This window comes from Pseudomonas sp. WS 5027 (genome assembly GCF_012985695.1).
Lineage (GTDB): Bacteria > Pseudomonadota > Gammaproteobacteria > Pseudomonadales > Pseudomonadaceae > Aquipseudomonas > Aquipseudomonas hygromyciniae.
On record NZ_JAAQWU010000038.1, the window covers coordinates 1 to 21772 of the forward strand.

Sequence of the window (21772 nt, forward strand, 5' to 3'; positions counted from 1 at the left end):
TCAAGGCACGGTCAGTTTTGAGCCACCCTCATCGCAGCATCGGTATCTCCACAACTTTGCCGCATCGAATAAATTCAAGCAGATAGCGCAGTTGTGGCGAGCGGGCTTGTGTGGCAAGCCCGCTCGCCACAGGGGGGGCGTCAGTTTCTAAAGTTGTGTAGATACCTATGCTCATCGCAGGCAAGCCAGCTCCTACATTTAGGCAGTGGTGTCTGGCGCGGCGCCCAGTAGTTGGCTCAACACCGCCCGCAGCTTGCCCGGCTTCACCGGTTTGTTGAGCAATGGCGCTTCCAGGCGCTGCAACGAGCGGCGGCACTGGTCGGTGCGGTCGGCAGTAATGATCACGGCGGGGATCTTCAACGCAAAATGCTCGCGCAACTGCCTGACCACCTCGCAGCCGACTACGCCATGATCAAGGTGGTAATCGGCCAGGATCAGCTCCGGTGCCCGTCCCTGCAATGCCTTCAACGCGCCGGCCTGATCGGTAGCAGTCACCACCTCGCAGCCCCACTGCCCCAGCAACGCGCTCATGCTTTCCAGGATGCTGACTTCGTTATCCAGCACCAACAGGCGGCGCCCCGGCAACGGATTGCCGGTGCCGGCCTGGGGCGCTGCCTGGCTCAGAGGCATTGGCATTTCATCCGACAGCGGCACCTCGATGCTGAACATCGACCCACGCCCCGGCCACGAACGCACCAGCACCTGACAACCGAGGATCTTCGCGATGCGCTCGACAATCGCCAGCCCCAGTCCCACGCCCTTGCGATCTGCCGCACGGCCCACATCCAGTTGGTTGAACTCCAGGAAAATCGATTCCAGGCTGTCGGCAGCAATCCCACGGCCGGTGTCCCACACTTCCAGGCGCAAGCGATCACCGCGTCGTCGCGCGCCCAACAGGATGCACCCGGCGTCGGTATAACGGCAGGCATTGCTGAGGAAGTTGCGCAGGATACGCGTGAGCAAGCGCAAGTCGGTACGCAGCGCGTAACGCCCCATATGCACGCGCAAATTCAGGCCCGCCGCTGCGGCCACCGACTGAAACTCCGAGACCAGCGGCGCCAACAGTTCGTCGAGGCGATACAGGGCAATATCCGGCTTGACCGCCGCCTGGTCGAGGCGGGAAATATCCAGCAAGTCCGCCAGCAGATCCTCTGCCCCTTCCAGGGCTTGGTGGGTGCGCTCCACCAGAACTTTCTCCACGCTGGGCAACTCCCGCTCGCGCAGGGTAGAAATCAACAAACGCGCGGCGTTCAGCGGTTGCAACAGATCATGGCTGGCGGCGGCCAGGTATTTGTCCTTGCTGCGGTTGGCGGCCTGGGCGGCGTCGCGGGCGTCGCGCAGGTCCTGTTCGATACGCTCGCGCCGGGCGATCTGCTGTTGCAGGTTGTGGTTAGCTTCGAGCAGTTCATCGGTGCGCGCGGCGACCCGTTGCTCCAGTTCGTCGTTGAGACGGATGTAGCGCTTGCGCTCGGCCTCCAACTCATCCAGCCGCGCCGTCAGCTCGGGGTAGTGACTCTTGCGCGCCGAGTGATCGCCCAGCCCCAGTAACCCGGCCAGGGCCCGTTGTTGATCGTCAGAGAGCTTCGCCATAGACGACCTCGACGTCACGCTGGCTCGACTCGCGCGGGTTGGTCAGGATGCACGGGTCATGCATGGCGTGTTGCGACAGGAACGGAATATCCGCCACGCGCACCCCATGCAGGCCGAGGGTTTCATGGAAGCCAATGGCATGCTTGAGCGCAATCAGGTGTTCCACCAGCCGCCCGCAGATCTGCCGGTGGTTGAGGCCCCGGCAATCGATGCCAAAGGTCTCGGCAATCACCTTGAAGCGCTCCGGCGCCGAGTTGTAGTTGAACGCCACCACATGCTCGACCAGCACCGCGTTGCACAGGCCATGGGGCAGGTCGAGAAAACCGCCCAGGCTATGGGACATGGCATGCACCGCGCCCAATATCGCATTGGAAAACGCCAGGCCGGCCTGCATGCTGCCCAGCATGATTTTCTCGCGCAGGGCGATATCGCTCGGGTTAGCGATCATCTGTACCAGGTTGCCATTGATCAGGCGCATGGCCTCCAGCGCATGGGGGTCGGTCAGCGGGCCATGCCCGGTGGACACAAAGGCCTCGATGGCATGTACCAGCGCGTCGATCCCAGTACAGGCCGAGAGGAACGGGTCCATGCTGGCGGTGGTTTCCGGGTCGATCAACGACACATCCGGCACCACCGCCTTGCTGACGATGGAAAACTTCATGCGCTCCTGCTGATTGGAAATGATCACGAACTGCGACACATCAGCCGAGGTGCCGGCGGTGGTCGGGATCAGGATCAACGGCGGGCTGGGCACGCGGATGGTGTCCACCCCTTCGAACTCGAGGATGCTGCGGCCATGAGCGACCACGATGCCGATGGCCTTGCCGCAATCCATCGGGCTGCCACCGCCGACCGCGACGATCACGTCGCAATGGTTTTCGCGGTACACCTCGGCGCCCTGCATCACTTCTTCCACACGCGGGTTGGGCGATACGGCGGTGTACAGGCAGTACTCGATACCCAGGGCCTGCAGGCTGGCCTCGACATCCGCGACCCAACCGGCGGCGACCACGCCAGGGTCACTGACCACCAGGACCTTGCGCGCACCAAAGGTCTTGGCGTAATTGCCGACATTGTGCCGGGAGCCGGCGCCGAAGATGATTTCAGGGGAAACGAATTTACGCAGTTGGCTGAGACTCTGGCTCATTGGTAAGCCTGTTTTTATTGTTTTTGGAAGATACGGGCCACACTAACGCATCCGCTGGCGAATGCAATCAGACCAATGGGTGGCCCCCATCCCCGCTGGAATTTCAGCGGTTGGCGAAATACATGGTCACTTCAAAGCCGATACGCAGGTCGGTGTAGGCGGGTTTGGTCCACATGGGGGCGATCCTCTTGTTATGCCGGGAGAGTCCGGTGGGTTCATTAATGCATGGGGGGGCTGGCAGGCGAATGCTACTTTCGAACGAACCGGTCGCAGTCGTTAGTCTCGGATGTACATGGGTCAAACTGTAGGAGTTGGCTTGCCTGCGATGGTTCTTGGGGTTGGGTACATATCCATTGCTGCGGTCACGGCGGCTATGGGTTCCGCCCTTACGGCGGCTCACTTTGGAAAAGCCGGAGTGCCGGCCCAGCCCAAAGTAACCAAAGGGCTCTTGCCCCACCACTCGGTGCCTCGCCTAGGCTCGGCATGCCCGCAGTCAGGCATTGCTCCGTGGGCCCGCCGCGATCGGCCATCCATGGCCGTGTCGCGGCTACCCCGGCATCCTGCCGGGGTACCCACTGCGCAATACCTGCCTGCGGCCATCGTGGTTTAACGGGGCGCCTAAGATCAAAAGCCAGATCAAAAGCAGAGCAACAGTGCGGAGCTGCATTCCCCTGTGGGAGCGGCGGTGCGACGATTCGACTTGCTCGCGAATGCGGAGTGTCAGTCAATGCATTTATCAACTGACAGACTGCATTCGCGAGCAAGCCCGCTCCCACAAGGATACGCGCACGCTTCGACGATCAGGTCGGCTGTCAGGCCGCCTCGCTCTGCTTGTGATTTTGATCTTAGGCGCCCCGTTAAACCACGCTGGCCGTAATCCGATATTGATTTGGGGGGTAAACCGGCAGGACGCCGGTTTAGCCGCGCTGGGCCATGGATGGCCCATCGCGGCGGCCCCCCAAATCAATGTCGGATTACGGGCACACCGAGCCTAGGCGAGGTGCCGAGTGGTGGGGCAAGAGCGTTTTGCTTACTTTTGCGCTCTTCAAAAGTGAGCCGCCGTAAGGGCGGAACCCATAGCCGCCGTGACCGCAGCAACGGATATGTACCCAAACCCAAAAACCATCGCAGGCAAGCCAGCTCCCCCACCTGACTGCATTTCAAGCAGGCAGGCTGATGCCCACCCATCAAACGGTGGAAGCTGGCATTTCAATCAAAAGATCAGAAGAACCCCAACGGATTAATGTCGTAGCTCACCAGCAGGTTCTTGGTCTGCTGGTAATGGTCGAGCATCATCTTGTGGTTCTCACGCCCCACGCCCGACTTCTTGTAACCCCCAAACGCAGCATGCGCCGGGTACAGGTGATAACAGTTAGTCCACACACGCCCGGCCTTGATCGCCCGGCCCATGCGGTAGGCACGGTTGATATCGCGGGTCCACAGCCCGGCACCCAGGCCGAATTCGCTGTCGTTGGCAATCGCCAGGGCTTCGGCTTCGTCCTTGAAGGTGGTCACGCCCACCACCGGGCCGAAGATTTCTTCCTGGAACACACGCATTTTGTTGTGGCCCTTGAGCAGGGTCGGCTGGATGTAATAGCCGCTGGACAGGTCGCCCTCCAGGTGTTCGGCGGCGCCGCCGGCCAGCAGTTCAGCGCCCTCCTCCTGGGCGATGGTCAGGTACGAGAGGATCTTGTCGTACTGCTGCTCGGACGCCTGGGCACCGACCATGGTCTCGGTGTCCAGCGGGTTGCCACGTTTGATCTTGACGATCTTCTTCATCACCTCGGCCATGAACGGCTCGTAGATCGACTCCTGCACCAGCGCCCGCGACGGGCAGGTGCACACCTCACCCTGGTTGAAGAACGCCAGTACCAGGCCCTCGGCGGCTTTTTCGATAAAGGCCGGTTCCGCCTGCATGATGTCTTCGAAGAAGATATTCGGCGACTTGCCACCCAGCTCGACGGTAGACGGAATAATGTTCTCGGCCGCCGCGTGCATGATGTGCGCGCCCACCGGGGTGGAGCCGGTAAAGGCGATCTTGGCGATGCGCTTGCTGGTGGCCAGGGCCTCACCGGCTTCGCGGCCAAAGCCCTGGACAATGTTCAGCACACCCGCCGGCAACAGGTCGGCGATCAGCTCGGCAAACACCATGATCGACAGCGGCGTCTGCTCGGCCGGTTTGAGCACGATGCAGTTGCCGGCGGCCAGGGCCGGGGCGAGTTTCCAGGCGGCCATCAGCAGCGGAAAGTTCCACGGAATGATCTGCCCGACCACGCCCAGGGGCTCGTGGAAGTGATAGGCAGTGGTCAGCTCGTTGATCTCGGCGGCCCCGCCTTCCTGGGCGCGGATGCAGCCGGCGAAGTAGCGGAAATGGTCGGCGGCCAACGGCACGTCGGCATTCAGGGTCTCGCGCACGGCTTTGCCGTTGTCCCAGGTCTCGGTCACGGCCAGCACTTCCAGGTGCTGCTCGATGCGGTCGGCAATTTTCAACAGCACCAGAGAGCGATCCTGGGCCGAGGTCTTGCCCCAGGCGTCAGCGGCGGCATGGGCAGCGTCCAGGGCCTTGTCGATATCGGCGGCGCTGGAGCGCGGAAATTCAGCGATCACTTCCCCAGTGACGGGCGAGCTGTTGGTGAAGTACTCACCGTTGACCGGGGCCACAAACTCGCCACCGATAAAGTTACCGTAGCGCGGTTTGAAGGTGACGATGGCGCCGGGGGTGCCAGGTTGTGCGTAGATCATGATGAGGCCTCTTTCGGGGGGATGTTGTTATTGATCTATCCGTTGCATCTGAGCGCGTTCATAGCGGGGATACAGGTGGCTGACACTGCGGATCAGTTCGTAGCGGCTCAGGCTGATGGCCGCAAAACGCTCGGGAATGGGGCTGCGGATCATCTCGCCCATGGCGCTGCCGTTGGCGGCACCGATGGCCATGAGCTGGTCAAGCCAACCCAGGTAGTCACGCATTTGCTCGAAGGGTTGGCTGTCGGTTGCCACTGGCCCGTGGCCGGGCACGATCAACTTCCAGGGCAGGCCTTGCAGGGTGGCGATATCCGCCAGCCACACCGACAGGCCTGGGGTGTTGGGGGTGGTCAGGGCGCGCTGGTAAAACACCAGGTCGCCGGCAAACAGCACGCCGGTTGTTTCATCGAGAATCGCCAGATCGGCACCCGTGTGGCCACTCAAGGCCAACAGGCGCAAATGATGATTGCCGAAGGTCTGCACGCCGGGCGTGACGGTTTGGCTCGGCAGCAGCACTTCGGTGCCACGCATCCAGTCGCCAACCATGCGGTACATGTTTTCTGCCATAGCGTCGCCCTGCTCGCGCAGCAGCGTGGTGGTGCCTTGCAGGGCGCCGATGGGCACGTCCTTGAACGCTTGGTTGCCCAGCACATGGTCAGGATGGTGGTGGGTCAACAGGACCTGGATCACCGGTTTGTCGGTGACCGTGGCAATCGCCTGGCGCAATGCCTCGCCGTAGCGCCGGGACGGGCCGGTGTCGATAACCACTACCCCGGTTTCGGTGACGATAAACCCGGTATTGACGATATTGCCGCCGTTGTCCCTGGCGAAATTATCGGTGCTGCCTTCCAGCAGCCAGGTGTCGGCGGCGATCTGCCGGGGCTTGAGGGCGTAGTCCAGATCAGCCAGCGCCGGCAGGCTCAGGCCCAGCATTAACCACAGGAGCAGCTTCATGGGATCGCCCCTTCGAATTGGCTGCCGCTGGTGTCGCGCAGCACCAGGCGCACTGGCCCTGGGCTTTGCAGGTCAAACGCCAGGTCGGGGTTCTCGCTGACTGCCGCAAACAACTCCAGGCGTGCCAGCACCCGGTCCTGGGCGTCGCGCAATTGGGCATGGTTGATATAGAACTCAGGGATGCCGCTGACCATGCCGTTGTCCATGGGGTGCGCCACTTGCAGGCGCAACCGGCTGAAGTCCTGACGTGGGTAACGGCCGCCCAACACTTCCCCCAGGTGCTCTTCCCAGCCCGGCTGGCTGCGTACCACGCTGGGGGCGGTGCAGCCTCCGCCAGCGGCGTCGATCAGGGTCGAGCCCACATGCCACAGGCCATCCTTGGTCAATACGGCGGCGCGCAGCGGCGTGGCCTGTTCGATACGAATGCGGATCGCCAGCCACGGCAACACGCCCTCGCCCGGCTGGAAGTCGACGATTTTCGGCAGCGGATTGAGCTCGGCCCAGGCGATGATTTTCACCACGTCGTCCTTGAAGGCGCGGGCGTCGATTTCCAGCGGTACCTGGCGCGCATCTTCGGCAAATGGCGGCGCCAGCAGCTTGACCCGCTCATCAAAGACGAACGGGGCGTTGTCCAGAAACTGCTGGTGGAAATAATTCCACATCACCGACGGCACCGGATCTTTGCCGGGATCCATCCCGTAGGCGGCCAGTGGCAACCAGCAGGCCAACACCCAACTTGCGCGCCAGCCCATGGCTTACTCCTCGACGTGCACGCTATCAAGATAAGTGCGCACCGCCCACAAGGCTTCCTGGCTCAGGTAGTCGGCCATCTTCGGCATATACACCCGGCCATCGCGCACGGCGCCGTGGCGCACCCGCTCCACAAACCATTCGTCCCCGGCATCGCCCTCATCAAGCATGCGCAAGTCAGGCGCGATTCCGCCGGACTTGGCTTCAAGGCCGTGGCACGCGGCGCAGTTCTGGTTGTAGGCCGAAGCGCCGACTTCCACGGCCTTGTCGCGTTGCGGCGACTGGCGATACGGGTTCACCGCCGCCCAACCATCGGCATCCAGCGTTACGCCGGCATCCTTGACCGGCGTCAGTCCCTTGGTTTCCACGGCCGTGGGTGTGACGTTGCCATGGGCCCAGACGGAGCCTGTACCGATCACGCCGGCCAAGAGGCCAGCCAGCAGCAAGGCGTTGCGTTTTGTTGTCATTGTTTTTCCCTCAGGATTGCACGCAAAACCCCTTTGCAGAGGCTATGGCAACCATCTTAGGAACGCCTCGCCAAGGGCCGTATGCTGCTTTGGTGGCCGGGGTCTACTCCCTTGGTAGTAAGGCTTGCGAGGCACTGCTAAATCAGATGCGGTTCGGGAAATTGTCCCGGCCACACCGGGACATTTTCCGTATCCGCGCGCCCCGTCGACGCAGCAACCTGTGCAGGCCAAAACCTCCACTGGGAACTGCAACCATGACAATAAGATCGCTACCCGCCCTCTCGCCGCTGAGCCTTGCCGTGCAGGCTTTCCTGCTGGTCGGCAGCCTGTCCTTGAGTGCGGCGAGCTTCGCCGCGGCTGAACCTTCCAAGCAGACACGTAACATCACCTGGGAAGACATTGCCAACGACCACCTGACCACCAAGGACGTGCTGCAATACGGCATGGGCACCAATGCCCAGCGCTGGAGCCCGCTGGCCCAGGTCAACGACAAAAACGTATTCAAGCTGACGCCGGCCTGGTCCTACTCGTTCGGCGATGAGAAGCAGCGCGGCCAGGAATCCCAGGCTATCGTCAGCGACGGCGTGGTCTACGTCACCGGTTCCTACTCCCGGGTCTTCGCCCTCGACGCCAAGACCGGCAAGCGCCTATGGACCTACAACCACCGCCTGCCCGACAACATTCGCCCGTGCTGTGACGTGGTCAACCGTGGCGCAGCGATCTTCGGCGACAAGATCTACTTCGGCACCCTCGATGCGCGCCTGATCGCCCTCGACAAAAACACCGGCAAAGTGGTGTGGAATAAAAAGTTCGGTGACCACGCCGCCGGCTACACCATGACCGGCGCCCCGGTGCTGATCAAAGACAAGGTCACCGGCAAGGTCCTGCTGATCCACGGCAGCTCCGGTGATGAATTCGGCGTGGTCGGCCAACTGTTTGCACGCGACCCGGACACCGGCGAAGAAGTGTGGATGCGTCCGTTTGTCGAAGGCCACATGGGCCGCCTCAATGGCAAGGACAGCACCACCACCGGCGATGTGAAAGCGCCTTCGTGGCCGGATGATCCGACCACCGAAACCGGCAAGGTCGAGGCCTGGAGCCACGGCGGCGGCGCCCCTTGGCAGAGCGCCAGTTTCGATGCCGAGACCAACACGATCATCGTCGGCGCCGGCAACCCCGGCCCGTGGAACACCTGGGCGCGCACCTCCAAGGACGGCAACCCCCACGACTTCGACAGCCTTTACACCTCAGGCCAGGTCGGCGTCGACCCAAGCACCGGCGAAGTGAAATGGTTCTACCAGCACACGCCAAACGATGCCTGGGACTTCTCCGGCAACAACGAGCTGGTGCTGTTCGACTACAAGGACAAGGACGGCAAAGTGGTCAAGGCCACCGGCCACGCCGACCGCAACGGGTTCTTCTACGTGGTAGACCGCAACAACGGCAAGCTGCAGAACGCCTTCCCGTTCGTCGACAACATCACCTGGGCCAGCCATATCGACCTGAAGACCGGGCGCCCGGTAGAAAACGAAGGCCAGCGTCCGGCCAAGCCATTGCCAGGTGAAACCAAGGGCAAACCGGTGGAAGTCTCGCCGCCGTTCCTCGGAGGCAAGAACTGGAACCCCATGGCCTACAGCCAGGACACCGGCCTGTTCTACATCCCGGGCAACCAGTGGAAAGAGGAATACTGGACCGAGGAGGTCAACTACAAAAAAGGCTCGGCGTACCTGGGCATGGGCTTCCGTATCAAGCGCATGTATGACGACCACGTCGGCACCCTGCGGGCAATGAACCCCACCACCGGCAAGGTGGTATGGGAGCACAAGGAAGCCCTGCCGCTGTGGGCTGGCGTGCTGGCGACCAAGGGCAACCTGGTGTTCACCGGCACGGGCGATGGCTTCTTCAAGGCCTTCGACGCGAAAACCGGCAAGGAGCTGTGGAAGTTCCAGACCGGCAGCGGCATCGTCTCCCCGCCGATCACCTGGGAACAGGATGGCGAGCAGTACATCGGCGTGACCGTCGGCTACGGCGGCGCGGTGCCGTTGTGGGGCGGCGACATGGCCGAGCTGACCAAGCCGGTGGCACAAGGCGGGTCGTTCTGGGTGTTCAAGATCCCAAGCTGGGATAACAAGACCGCCCAAAAATAATCCACTCCAGGGCAAGGGGTCGCTGTCCGTGGCGAGGGGGCTAGTCCTCCGTTGGGCCGCGCAGCGGCCCCTCCCCCAAAGCCCCCTCCCTCAAGGTCTTGCCATGAACTACCTTCCCCTCGTGCTACTCCTGGCTTTACCCATCGCCCACGCCGACGACGGCGACGACCAACCCCTGGTCATCAACGGCTGCACCATCGCCCCCCACAGCCAATGCCCCGGTGCCAACCTCAAGGGCGCCAACCTGCGTAACCAGGACTTGAGCAAAATGAACCTGGCCGGCGCCGACCTGCGCGAGGCCGACCTGCGCCACGCCAACCTCGACCTGGCCAACCTGGAAAAAGCCCAACTGCAAGGCGCCAACCTGACCCGCGCCAGCCTGCAACAAGCCAACCTGCGCCTGGCCGACTTCACCGGCGCGACGCTGATGGCCGCACAAGGCTGGGGCATGTTTGCCCAGGGCGCGCAATTTGAAAACGCCAACCTCAGCGCCGCCTACCTGCAATTTGCGCGGTTGTCGGGGGCCAAGCTGCACAAGGCCAACCTGCGTGCGGCGGACCTGGAAATGACCTGGTTGAGCAAGGCTGACCTGCAAGGCGCGGACCTGAGCGATGCCAACCTACAAGAAGCCAAGTTCGGTGAAAGCAACCTGGAACAGGCCACCCTCACCGGCACCCGCCAGCACTATGCCAATTTCCAGGATGCCAATATGGAAGGCTGCAAGGATTGCCCCACCACCTGGGACCGCTAACTGTTGTAGGAGCCGGCTTGCCGGCGATGAGGGCCTTGAGTCCTGCGCAGCCAATTCGGCCGCCATCGCCAGCAAGCCGGCTCCTACAAGGGGCGATTTATCCTGTGTTCGCCGAGGCTTTGGCCTAGAAGGCTTTACTCACCTGTGCCCACACCCGTGGCGTGCGCGACACGTCGCTTTGCGGGTCCGCATTGCCGACCCGCCAGGCCGCAACAGTACTCAGGCGCCAGCCCGAAGCACTCCAGTTGGCCCCCACACCTGTCGCCGAGAGGCTGCGATGGTTTTCCCCGTCCGACCACGTGTCTTTAATCAAACGCACCGAGCCGTGATCGACAAAGGTCAGCAGGTTCCACTGCTCAGTCAATGCATAGCGCAGTTCCAGATTGGCCACATACCCCTGGTCACCCGCTGCCTCGCCCTGGGGATAGGCCCGCACGCCATAGGCGCCACCCAGGCTGATCTTCTCCGATGAGTCGAGGTTGCCGTCCGCCCACTGGCCCTGCACCTGCCCATACAGGCTAAAACGCTCACTCAAGCGTTGCAGGCGCACCACGCTGGGGTTGATCTTCTGGAAGCGCCCGGCGGTCTTGGCGGTCAAGCCGTCGAACAGTTTGTCGAAGGCGCCGTCCAGGTTCAGGCTGCCTTCGCTCCAGGCCAGGGAGAACGCACTGACGCCACCGCCCAGCAGGTTATCGCGCAGGTTACCGTCCACACTGGCAGTCACTACCCGCGCCTGTTTCTTGCTGCTTGAATCGTAGAGGTCGATGTCGTCGCGCAGGTGTTTGTGGTCGTATTGCAGTTGCGCATTCAGGCTGAAGGCGCGGGTGCGAATCAGCGGCTGCTGGACAAACACGCTGGCAATCCGCGCATTGCCCTTGGCGTCCAGTTCGTCGAAGTCCTTGGCCAGTTGATAGTCCATGTCCGAATAGGCCACGCCCACTTGGGTCGACCACGGGCCGACCGGCAGTTGATAAGCCGCGCGGTAGTAGTGCTGGTCCTCGTCGCTGCCCATCACCCGTACGCTGGCCTGATCGCCCAGGCCCAAGGGGCTGGCCAGGTTCAATGTCCCGCCCAGGCGATACTCGCCGGTGAATCGGTTGCCGTAGTTGTCCAGGTCCACCTGGCCGGAGACCAGCGGGGCATCCTTGACATCCACCACCAGGTCCGTGGCACCCACCACTGCGCCTGGTTGCAGGGTGGATTGGACGGCCACGCCAGGGGTCTGCTGCAGCAACAGCAAACTGCGCTCCAGCGGCGCAGCACGTACGGCCTCACCCGGGTCCAGCGCCGACAGCGGCGCCTGCAGCACGCCATCGCGCACACGGGATTGGTTGTTGATCCTGATCTGGCCGTACTGCCCTTCCAGCACGCTGATGCTCACCACGCCCTTGTCGATTTCCTGCGCCGGTAAATACGCACGGGCCAGCGGGTAGCCCTGCTGGCGATACAACGCAGTGATACGCGCCACACCGGCCTGCAATTCACCGAGGCTGACCACACGGTTTTGCAGGTCGACCAGCAGCGCCAGCAATTGATCGTCGGCAATCACCGTGTTGCCGGTAATCGTAAAGCCATTGACCTGCAACGTCGGCCCGGTGACTTTCGCCGTGGTGTCCGGCGCCGCTGGCAGGTTCAATTCCAGGGTCTGTTTGGGCGGCAGGCTCAGTGGCTGGCTCTGGATTTCACGCATCGACTGCCCGGCATCCGGGGCGATTTCAGCGTGGGCCATCCCACCTGTCGCGGTGAGCAAGGCAAGCGCAATCGGGTTTAAACGCAGACGCATGAATCAGAGTCCTTCTGGAAGGCGCAAGCCTTGGTCAACGAGGGTATAGAGGTCATTGGGCAGTTGCAGCCCGCTGGGTACCGGGGCCTGTGTCGGCTTGGGCAGATTGCGCAATGGTTCGACGACTTCGACCACGGTTTGCAGCGGTGCCAATAGCGGTGCATCCACCGTCAGCAGGCCATCGATGTAAGCGATCTCGTAGTTGGTGGCAGACAGGCCCGAAGCACTGACCTGATACTCGCCGGCGCTGGCACCCGAGGGGGCGCTGAACAGCAGGCTGCCGCTCAGGTCTGAAGCCACGCTGTCAGTGCCGAGCAGCCCGTTATAGGCCACCTCGAACGCGGGGGTTTGGCCTTGCGGGACCCTCGTATCGCCCACGGTGACGTTCAGTAACGCCTTGGTGATATCGGCCGTAGTCGCTGCCGTGCGGCTGACCTGATAGTTGCCCAAGTCCACACCGGCCAGGGTGATATCGCTGATATTCACGGTTTTGCCGGTGGCCGCGTTTTTGTCGCTGAAGCTGCCATTGGCCGAGAGCACAGATACATCGTCACCGCTCACCAAGCCGTTGAAACCGGCACCCGCCAGGTTCAGCACCGCTCCAGTGGTGGCGTCGTAGACCTTGTTGCCCGCGGTGATGCCGGTGACGTTCAGGGCCTTGGTGCTGATATCGGCGCTCAGGCCCACAGGATCGCTGATGCTGTAGTTACTCGCCAGGCCGCCGTTGCTGCCATTGACCAGGGTGGCGCCGCTGGCGGTCACGGTCTTGCCGGTGCCGGCGTTTTTATCGCTGAACGTAGCGCTGAGGCCGGTGACGCCGAGGGTTTCGCTGCCCACCAGGCCATCCAACACACCACCGCTAAGGCTGGCGAGGTTGTTGCCGTCATACACTTTGCCGTTGGCCTGCATGCCGCTGATGGTCAGGGCCTTGGCGCTGATATCGGCGCTCAGGCCAGTGGGGTTGCTGAGGCTGTAGTTGCTCGCCAGGCCGCCGTTGCTGCCATTGACCAGGGTGGCACCACTGGCGGTCACGGTTTTGCCGGTACCCGCGTTTTTATCGTCGAACGTTGCACCAAGGCCTGTCACGCCAAGGCTCTCGGAGCCCACCAGGCCATCCAACACACCACCACTGAGGGTCACCGCATTAGTGCCGTCATAGACCTTGCCGCCCGCTGTCACGCCAGTGAGCGTCAGGGCCTTGGCGCTGATATCGGCGCTCAAGCCCATGGGATTGCTGATGCTGTAGTTACTCGCCAAGCCGCCGTTGCTGCCATCGACCAGGGTAGCGCCGCTGGCGGTCACGGTCTTGCCGGTGCCGGCGTTTTTATCGCTGAACGTAGCGCTGAGGCCGGTGACGCCGAGGGTTTCATTGCCCACCAGGCCATCCAACGCACCACCGCTGAGGCTGGCGAGGTTATTGCCGTCATACACTTTGCCGTTGGCCTGCAGGCCGCTGATGGTCAGGGCCTTGGCGCTGATATTGGCGCTCAAACCCGTGGGGCTGCGCAGGATGTAGTTACTGGCCAGGCCGGTACCATCGGCCAAGCTGCCACCGCTGACGGTGACAGTTTTGGCATTACCGACGTTGGCGTCCAGGAACACCCCGGCCAATGTTTGGAGGCTCAGGGTTTCACCGCTGACCAAACCACTGAGCACGCCACCGGATAAAGTGGCCGCCGTGGTGCCGTCGTAAGTCTTGCTATTGGCGGTGACACCGGAAACGGTCAGGGTCTTGGCGGTGATATCGGCAGTCCATCCCGTTGGATTGGCAAGGCTGTAGTTGCTGGCCAGGCCGCCGTTGCCACCATTGACCAGGGTTGTACCGCTGGCCGTCACGACCTTGTCGGTGCCGACGTTTTTGTCCGCAAAGGTGGCGGTAAGGCCCGTCACCCCGAGGGTTTCACTCCCGACCAAACCACTCAGGGAACCGCCGCTCAGCGAGGCCGAGAGGCGACCGTCATAGACTTTGTCGACAACGCTCATGCCGATGATGGCCAGGGCCTTGGGCGTAATACTGGCCGTGGTCGTGGCCGTGTTGTTGACGAAGGTGTAGTTGCCCAGGTCGCTGCCTGACAGGGTGATATTGCTGATCAGGACCGTCTTGCCATTGCCGGCATTCTTGTCGGTGAACTGGCCGGCGGCGCCGGCCAACACCACGTCATCCCCGCTGACTTTTCCGTTGATCGTCGCACCTAGGGGGTTGAGGGATGCGCTGGTATTACCGTTGTAGACCTTGCTATCGGCAATCAAGCCGCTGATGCCGCTGATGACGGCCTTGGAAATATCACCGCTCAGACCGGCTGGCTGGCTGAGCCTGTAGTTTTGCGCAAGCCCCGACCCGTTACTCAAGGTCACGGCGGCAACCGTCACGGCCTTGCCGACACCAGCATGTTTGTCCGCATAATTGCCGATAGCGTCAAACCCCAGGGTCTGCGTGCCCACCAGGCCATTGAGGGTGCCACCGCTCAAGGCCACCGAAGCGCTGCCATCGTAGACCTTGTTCGCCGTCAGGCCACTGATGGTGAGGACCTTTTGGGTGATGTTGGCAAGCACCGGGCTGATGCTCAGAGGGTTTATGTTGTAGTTGCGGGCAAGGCCACCGCCGCCGCCGTCGCCCAGGGCCACGTTGATCTGCACGGTTTTCCCGTTGGCGGCATTGGCGTCGGCGAATAGACCGCTCAAGGTCATGGTCACGGATTCGCCAACCACCAGGCCACTGAGCTGACTAAACGGCTGGAGACTGACGGAGGTAGTGCCGTCATAGACCTTGCTGTCTGCCATCACGCCAGTGACGCTCAAGGCTTTGGGGGTAATATTGGCGCTCAGCGGGCTGCTGGTATCGAGTCTGTAGTTGCCTGCCGCGATGCCGCCCAGGCCCAGGTCAACCTGGATGCCAGTGCCGGCGTCTTTGCTGGTAAAGGCAGCGCTCAGCGTCACCTTGTCGATGTCTGCGGCAACCAGCCCGAACAGCGTATGACCGCCCAGGGTGGCGACAGTGGTGCCGTCATACACTTTGTTGTTGACCGTGGTGCCGGCCGTGCTCAGGGTGGCCTTGTTCACCGACAAGGTGCCGTCGATGTAGTTGATCGAATAGCCAAACTGCCCACCTGTCGAGGCAAGTCCGCTCAATTTCAGGCTGTAGTCGCCAGCATTGATCGCTCCGACGCCAGTGCCGCCCAACACCAGGGAGCCGGTCAGTCGACCGTCGGCGTCAAGGTTTGGCGTATAGGCGCCGCCGTAGGCAGTGCCGTCGTAGGTTTTCGTGATGTCGCCAGCCACCACGTTCAACTGGGTCATGAAGCTGCGCAGCAGCGGGCCAGAACCACCGTTGTAAACCACCCAGGTCTTGTCCAGGTCCCAGCCGGCGTTGGAAAAGGTGGATAGGGTCTGGATTTGTGTTGTGGTCAGTCCACCGGATTGCGTCGGCAAAACCATCCACTCGCCCTCGGCATAAAGCTGCCCCGTCGCGTTGGTGTCCCAGAAATTGCCGGAAGACACGGTATTACCGAAATTGGAACCCATGATCCCACCAGCGACCCCATTTCCCGAGTTAGCCGTCACCCGGCCACTGACGAAGTTGTTCGATAAGCTGCCGCTATCCCGCTGGCCAACCAAACCGCCTGCCAAGTCAGCCGTTGCCGTCACAGAGCCGCTGAAATAGGAGTTGGAAATACTGCCCCCTCCTTGCTGCCCAACCAAGCCACCGGCATAGACCTCAGCTGTCACCGTCGCACTGGAGAAAGTGCCCGTCAGCGTCCCGAGGCTGTAACCGACAATGGAACCGGTGTAAGCCGCGCCGCTGATACTGCCACCGTCAAGCCCCAGGTTACTGACGCGTCCCGTCTCGGAGATCGCACCAAACAGCCCGTTATATTGCTGATTGCCGCGGTCAATCTTCAGGTTTTTGATCACGTGCCCTTGGCCGTCAAGGCTGCCCATGAAATTTATCCCTCGATTGGCCTCGCCCAGTTGCACAAAAGTGCCATTCCACACATCAGTCGTTCCCGCCGTGGCCCCGGCGACGATATCGCGGCCCAGGGTGTATGTGGCGTTGCGGTCCATGGCCACCAACTGCAGTTGGTGGGCGTTGGTGATAGTCGTGGAGTACTCGCTGGCCAGCATCGGCAGCGTGCCACTGCTGCCGTTGTTGATGCCGCTGCTGTCGGCATTGACCATCACCCACGCATTGCCTGTGGCACCGGGTAAGGCGCTGAAGTTGAATCCCTGGAAGCTGGAGGTCTGCTTCATTTGCGCGGAGCTCAAGCCCACTGCGGTACCTGTACCTACATCACCAGTACTGATGTCGTTACCCCAGCCTGAAAGCCCTGAGTTGACAGTCGTGTTGTAGTAGCCGCTGGTGACCGAACCAGCGCTGTGCCGGCCAATCAGGCCACCCGAAGCGGAGCCGGTGACCTTGCCAACCGAATAGGCATTGACGATGGTGCCTCCGGCATTGAGCCCCACAAGCCCACCATTGTTGGCCGTATTGGTGAGGGCACCGGTCACCGAGCCGGTACTGTAGACGTTGCTCAAACTGCCCCGATTGACCCCAACCAAACCACCGTTGTACGAGCCGCTGCCGACCCCGTTGATACCCACATTGCCGGTGGCGTAGCTGTTGGTGATCTGCCCGCCCAAGAAGTTGTTACCCACCAGCCCACCCGCCGTGCCGCCACCGGTAACGGTACCTGTGGCATAGCTGTTGGTGATGACCCCCGTCGCCCGGTTGGCCGAAACCAGACCCCCGTTGTACTGCGCGTTGGTCGTACTGGTGACATTCCCCGTCGCACTGCTGTTTTCGATGCGCCCCTCGTTGCGCACCACCAGGCCACCCAGCCCCGCCCCGCGCAAACCGATCACATTCGCCGTGGAATAGCTGTTGCGCACAATACCCGTGTCGGTGTTCAACGAGACCAGCCCCGCCGCGCCGGCGTAGTTGGTGGACGTCACGGTGCCTGAGGTATGGCTGTTGCTGACGATACCGGTGTTGGTGCCCACCAGGCCGCCCAGTTGTACATAGTCGGTGCCGGTGACCGCACCGCTGGCGTAGCTGTTGTCGACCCACCCACGGTTGTAACCCACCAAGGCGCCAACGGCGTAGATCGACGGGAAGACATCGACCAGCGTGCCCGTCAACGCGATCGACACATTGGTCAACCCCACGTTACGCACCGCGCCGGTGGCACTTACAGCGCCAAACAAGCCGGCATCGGTGGTGGTGCGATTCATGCTCAGGTTACTGATGCTATGGCCCAGGCCATCAAACGTGCCGGTAAACTCCCCGCCTGCGACCGTGCCCAGGGAATCGAACCCCGTACCACCATTCCAGGTAGCCGTGGCTGCAGCATTGATATTGCTCCCCAGCACAAAGTTGCCGCTCAACGCGCCATTGATCCCTTGCAGGTCCAGGCCAGTGACGCTGCCCATCGCACCGAGGCTAGTGATCACGGTGTAGTCCACACGCGTGCCGTCGCTGCCTTGCTTGGTGCTGTAATTCTGCCCTGCCGCCAGGTTGACCGGGGCCTTGATATTGATGCTGCTGGTACTGCCCGCTGCTACCGCACCCTGGCCATATTCCACGGCCAGTTTGGCGCTGCCGGAGCCGAACATTTCCTTGTTGATATTGACGTTGTTGTGGGCGGTCAGGGTCAGGGTGTTGGCGTTCCAGACCACAGTGTCATTGACGGTGATATTGCCCGCGCTGGAACCGGTGGCGACGGTCGCAACGGTCATATTGGTGGTTTTCAGCCGGTCGCTGACAGCGGCCCCGGTAATGTCGCCACCGGTAGCGGCGATGGTGTAGTCAGTCGGATCGATCAGCCAGTTGCCAGTCTTGCCCTTGGCCGCTGCCGTGGTGATTTTTGCGCTGTCGGCCACCTTGACGTGGGCACCGGAGGTCTCGATAAACCCACCGTTGCCGCCGCTCGGCGCCGAGGCATCCAGGGTGCCGGCCACTTGCACCGTGCCACCGTCAAAACCGCCGAGCAGGACGATCTTGCCGCCCTTCTCGCCCAGGGTATGGGCTTCAATCACCCCGGTGTTGTTGACCACGGTTTGCAGCAAGGCGTCGCTGGCCTTGGCGGTCATGATCACCTGGCCGCCGTCGGCCTGGATCAATTGGCGGTTTTCCACCAGGGCATTTTTGGTGGCTTCATCGACCTGTACGTTGAGCAGGCCGTCACCGGCAAAGTCCAATGTCACTTTATTGCCGGCGGCCAGGGCCACGTTGCCCAGCTTGGCGGCGATCACCCCCTGGTTGCTCACGGTCCCGCCCAGCAGCGCCACCGCGCCGCCGTCGCCGGCCTTGATCGAGCCCTGGTTGACCACACTGGCATTGCCGGTACTGCCTTGGCCCTGGAACTTATAGTTGCCGGCGGCAAAGTCGCTGTTGGTTATATCCAAGGTCGAGGCCACCAGGCCACCGACATCCACCGACGAGCCTTTGCCGAACAGCACGCCATTGGGATTGACCAGGAACACCTGCCCGTTGGCGTTCAGTTGGCCCATGATCTTCGAGCCATCACTGCCGACCACGCGGTTCAGCGCCACGGAGTCCTTGCCTGGCTGGACAAAGGTGACTCTCTTGTCGGCGCCGATATTGAAGCTCTGCCAGTCGATGGCGAGTTTTTGCGTGGTTTGGTTGATGACCATCTGCTGCTGGTCGGGCGTAAGAATTTGCCCATTGCCCAGCACTACCTGACCACCGGTAGGCAAGCCAGATGCCAGGGCGGACGCAGGCACCAGGGTGGCACCGCCGAGTATCAGCGCAATCGCAAACTGCAAGGGGCGCAACGGGGCGCACAACTCGGTATGTTCCACGTCATGAACCGCACCAACGCTACCGCGCTTGGCTTGTCGGCTGGCGTTTTCGCTGGCAACCACCCACGCGCTAAGGCTGTGATTCCAGATCACACTGAAAATGCGGTTCATGATTGAGGTCGTCCCTGAGCAACAAATGGCACGATGCCATTACTTGTAGGACAATTCTGCATGGATACGGTGAGTTTGTAAGCGCCTTGGGATGATAAAACTCATCTAATCGAGGTTTTTTTTCATATTTTGGATCCATTTTGCTCAGATCAATTGAGCACCAACATCAAAAGCATTAAAGCCATAATCTAACGCTATCAACCCCGATCAAATATTGATCATCCCGCGGCCCTGACCAACCCCATATCAATCCCCACGTGCACCATTTCGGCATGGGAGGTCACCTGTAATTTGCTCTTGAGCAACGTCAAGTGATTGGATACGGTCTTGCTGCTGATACTCAGTTGATCAGCGATCGAACGGGTGGGTGTGCCCTTGGCCAGCATCAGGAAAATCTCCAGCTCACGCGCCGTCATGCCCTGCAGGCGGTGATCGACCGGATGGTAAGCCAGCTCGGTAGCCAGGGCCTGTTCGATGTAGGTATGCCCGTCGAGGATGCGCTGCACCGCTTCAGTCATCACTCCAGGCGTTGCGCCCTTGGTGATATAGCCCGACGCCCCGGCCTCCAGGGCCTGGCGTACCAGGGGCAACTCTTGGTGTTGGCTGAAAAACAACACGCGCAATTGCGGCAGGCGCTGGCGCAGGCGGCGGGTGGTTTCCAGGCCGCTGATGCCTGGCAGGCCGACACCGGTGATCACCAGGTTCGGCACCGCCTCCTGCACCCGCGCCAGCGCTTCTTCGCCACTGCCCGCCTCACGCACCTCGACACCCGACAGCAATGCGCGTAACAGACTGGCGTAGCCGAGCCGCACGACGGCGTGCTTGTCCACCAGCAGGATATTCATGATGCATGCACCGGCATCACCAGCAGCGGCGCCGGTCGCGAGCCGTGGAGCTTGTCGACCCCGATCAGGCTCAGGATCAGCAAAAACGGCAAGAGCAGCGCCTTGAGAATTCGCATGATCGTACAACTCCCGGGGATGATCGTTGCTGCCATGCTAGAGCCCGCAAGCGACCGGCGATTTACTACTTTGGTACTGGTTTTGCTGTCTATCGTCGCATTCCCAAGGCAGCGCGACTGGCATGTAATGGACGCATAACTATAAGGATCGTACCTGCCATGCTGCCCGCCCGACTGACCCTGGTTGCCGTGCTGTCGCTGACCCCGCTATTGGCGGCTGCCGAGGCGCCAAGCCCGTTGTTTTCCCGCGACGGCTACCGCATCAACCTTTACCGCAGCCCCACGCCAGATCACCTGCCGGGCGCGACCATCGTCGACACCCCTGCCCTGCAAGCCCTGCTGGCACAACAGCCACGCCCGGTGCTGATCGACGTCTATCGCCGGCAATGGCTGCACGGCCAGTTCATCGAAGACCAGCCCCACGCCAACGTGCCCGGCAGCCATTGGCTGGCCAATACCGGCGATGGAGAGCTGACGCCCGAATGGCAAAGCTACTTTGCCCGCCACCTGTACACCTACAGCGGCGGTAACCTGGCGCAACCTTTGGTGTTCTACTGCCGCTCCGATTGCTGGCTGAGTTGGAACGCGGTAAAACGGGCCAAAGCCTTGGGCTATAGCGCTGTGTATTGGTATCGCGATGGCCTGGACGCGTGGGAGGCGGCAAAGCTGCCAGTCGCCGCGGCACACCCTGAGCCCTTTGAGCTTGCCCACTGAACCACCACAATAAAAAGGTGAACGGCCATGTATAAAATTCTGATTGCCGACGATCACCCGCTGTTTCGCGAAGCGATCCATAACGTCATCAGCGACGGTTTTGCCGGTAGCGAAGTGATGGAAACCGCCGACTTGGACAGCGCCCTGGCCCTGACCCAAGAGCACGACGACCTCGACCTGATCCTGCTGGACCTGAACATGCCCGGCATGCACGGCCTCAATGGCCTGATCAACCTGCGCAACGAAGCGCCGACGATTCCCGTGGTAATTGTCTCGGCCGAGCAGGACAAGCAGATCGTGCTACAGGCCATTACCTACGGTGCGGTCGGCTTTATCACCAAGTCCTCGCCACGGGCGCAGATGACCGAGGCGATCCAGCAGATCCTCAATGGCAACGTGTACCTGCCGCCGGATATCATCCGCACCCAGAAAAACCCCGGCCAGCGGCGCATGCACGACAACCCGGCCTTCGCCCCGGAACTACTCCAGGCCCTGACCCGCAAGCAGTTGCTGGTGCTGGAACGCATGACCAAGGGCGAGTCGAACAAGCAGATTGCCTACACCCTGGAAATCGCCGAAACCACGGTGAAGGCCCATGTCTCGGCGATCCTGCGTAAGTTGAATGTGCATAACCGGGTGCAGGCGATCCTCAGTGCCGGGGATATCGACTTTGGGTCCTACCTGCGGCGCTAACCCTCCCTGTAAGAGCCTGTTTGTAGTGGCTAGCGGGCTTGCTGTGGCGAGCGGGCTTGCCCCGCGCTGGGCTGCGTAGCAGCCCCAAAACCTGCGCCCTAAGCCTCGCTGATACAACTCTGCAGTCTTGTTGGGGCTGCTGC

At 61.7% G+C, this 21772-nt stretch carries 14 protein-coding genes; 4 read left to right on the plus strand and 10 right to left on the minus strand.

The genetic code is table 11. The features are described from left to right. Positions 1 to 198: 198 nt before the first annotated feature. The 7 genes from HBO09_RS27870 to pedF form a co-directional block, all read right to left on the minus strand. On the minus strand, positions 199 to 1590 hold the full coding sequence (locus HBO09_RS27870) for a hybrid sensor histidine kinase/response regulator (RefSeq protein ID WP_169999523.1): 1392 nt from the start codon (positions 1588 to 1590) through the stop codon (positions 199 to 201). Continuing rightward, on the minus strand, positions 1574 to 2737 hold the full coding sequence (gene ercA / locus HBO09_RS27875) for an alcohol dehydrogenase-like regulatory protein ErcA (RefSeq protein WP_029298454.1): 1164 nt from the start codon (positions 2735 to 2737) through the stop codon (positions 1574 to 1576). Before ercA ends, HBO09_RS27870 begins: the two co-directional genes overlap by 17 nt. Positions 2738 to 2840: 103 nt before the next feature. Further along, entirely contained in the window at positions 2841 to 2912 is a 72-nt protein-coding gene (gene pqqA, locus HBO09_RS27880; protein WP_003243383.1) for a pyrroloquinoline quinone precursor peptide PqqA, read from the minus strand. Between the two features lie 1046 nt (positions 2913 to 3958). Then, complete coding sequence (locus tag HBO09_RS27885; protein WP_169994720.1) at positions 3959 to 5479, minus strand: aldehyde dehydrogenase family protein; 1521 nt, start codon at positions 5477 to 5479, stop codon at positions 3959 to 3961. A 27-nt stretch (positions 5480 to 5506) separates the two neighbouring features. Then, complete coding sequence (locus HBO09_RS27890; RefSeq protein ID WP_169994722.1) at positions 5507 to 6433, minus strand: quinoprotein relay system zinc metallohydrolase 1; 927 nt, start codon at positions 6431 to 6433, stop codon at positions 5507 to 5509. Continuing rightward, positions 6430 to 7185: a quinoprotein dehydrogenase-associated SoxYZ-like carrier gene (locus HBO09_RS27895; RefSeq protein ID WP_169994724.1), complete on the minus strand. Its 756-nt coding sequence runs from the start codon at positions 7183 to 7185 to the stop codon at positions 6430 to 6432. The genes HBO09_RS27890 and HBO09_RS27895 overlap by 4 nt, the downstream gene beginning before the upstream one ends. 3 nt (positions 7186 to 7188) lie before the next feature. Further along, positions 7189 to 7650 (minus strand): cytochrome c-550 PedF, encoded by a 462-nt coding sequence (gene pedF / locus HBO09_RS27900; protein ID WP_029298463.1) that lies wholly within the window; start codon positions 7648 to 7650, stop codon positions 7189 to 7191. A gap of 254 nt (positions 7651 to 7904) precedes the next feature. Between pedF and exaA the strand changes: the two genes are divergently transcribed. Further along, on the plus strand, positions 7905 to 9797 hold the full coding sequence (exaA, locus tag HBO09_RS27905) for a quinoprotein ethanol dehydrogenase (RefSeq protein ID WP_169994726.1): 1893 nt from the start codon (positions 7905 to 7907) through the stop codon (positions 9795 to 9797). 103 nt (positions 9798 to 9900) lie between these two features. Further along, positions 9901 to 10548: a pentapeptide repeat-containing protein gene (locus tag HBO09_RS27910; protein WP_169994728.1), complete on the plus strand. Its 648-nt coding sequence runs from the start codon at positions 9901 to 9903 to the stop codon at positions 10546 to 10548. 124 nt (positions 10549 to 10672) lie between these two features. Here the strand turns inward: HBO09_RS27910 and HBO09_RS27915 are convergent, their stop codons facing one another. The 3 genes from HBO09_RS27915 to HBO09_RS27925 all read right to left on the minus strand — a co-directional run bounded on the left by HBO09_RS27915 (position 10673) and on the right by HBO09_RS27925 (position 20106). After that, positions 10673 to 12331 carry a ShlB/FhaC/HecB family hemolysin secretion/activation protein gene (locus tag HBO09_RS27915; protein ID WP_169994730.1) on the minus strand — a complete coding sequence of 553 codons (1659 nt, stop codon included), beginning with the start codon at positions 12329 to 12331 and terminating at the stop codon, positions 10673 to 10675. 3 nt (positions 12332 to 12334) lie between these two features. Next, on the minus strand, positions 12335 to 19261 hold the full coding sequence (locus tag HBO09_RS27920) for a YDG domain-containing protein (protein ID WP_170061031.1): 6927 nt from the start codon (positions 19259 to 19261) through the stop codon (positions 12335 to 12337). A gap of 218 nt (positions 19262 to 19479) precedes the next feature. Continuing rightward, positions 19480 to 20106, minus strand: coding sequence for a response regulator transcription factor (locus HBO09_RS27925; RefSeq protein WP_169994734.1), 627 nt, complete (start codon positions 20104 to 20106; stop codon positions 19480 to 19482). A 275-nt stretch (positions 20107 to 20381) separates the two neighbouring features. Here HBO09_RS27925 and HBO09_RS27930 point away from each other — a divergent pair, with 275 nt between their 5' ends. Continuing rightward, the gene (locus HBO09_RS27930) at positions 20382 to 20936 is read left to right on the plus strand and encodes a PQQ-dependent catabolism-associated CXXCW motif protein (protein WP_169994736.1); all 555 of its coding nucleotides are present in this window, start codon (positions 20382 to 20384) and stop codon (positions 20934 to 20936) included. A 27-nt stretch (positions 20937 to 20963) separates the two neighbouring features. Continuing rightward, positions 20964 to 21629: a response regulator transcription factor gene (locus HBO09_RS27935; RefSeq protein WP_029296512.1), complete on the plus strand. Its 666-nt coding sequence runs from the start codon at positions 20964 to 20966 to the stop codon at positions 21627 to 21629. The last annotated feature ends 143 nt before the right edge of the window (positions 21630 to 21772 follow it).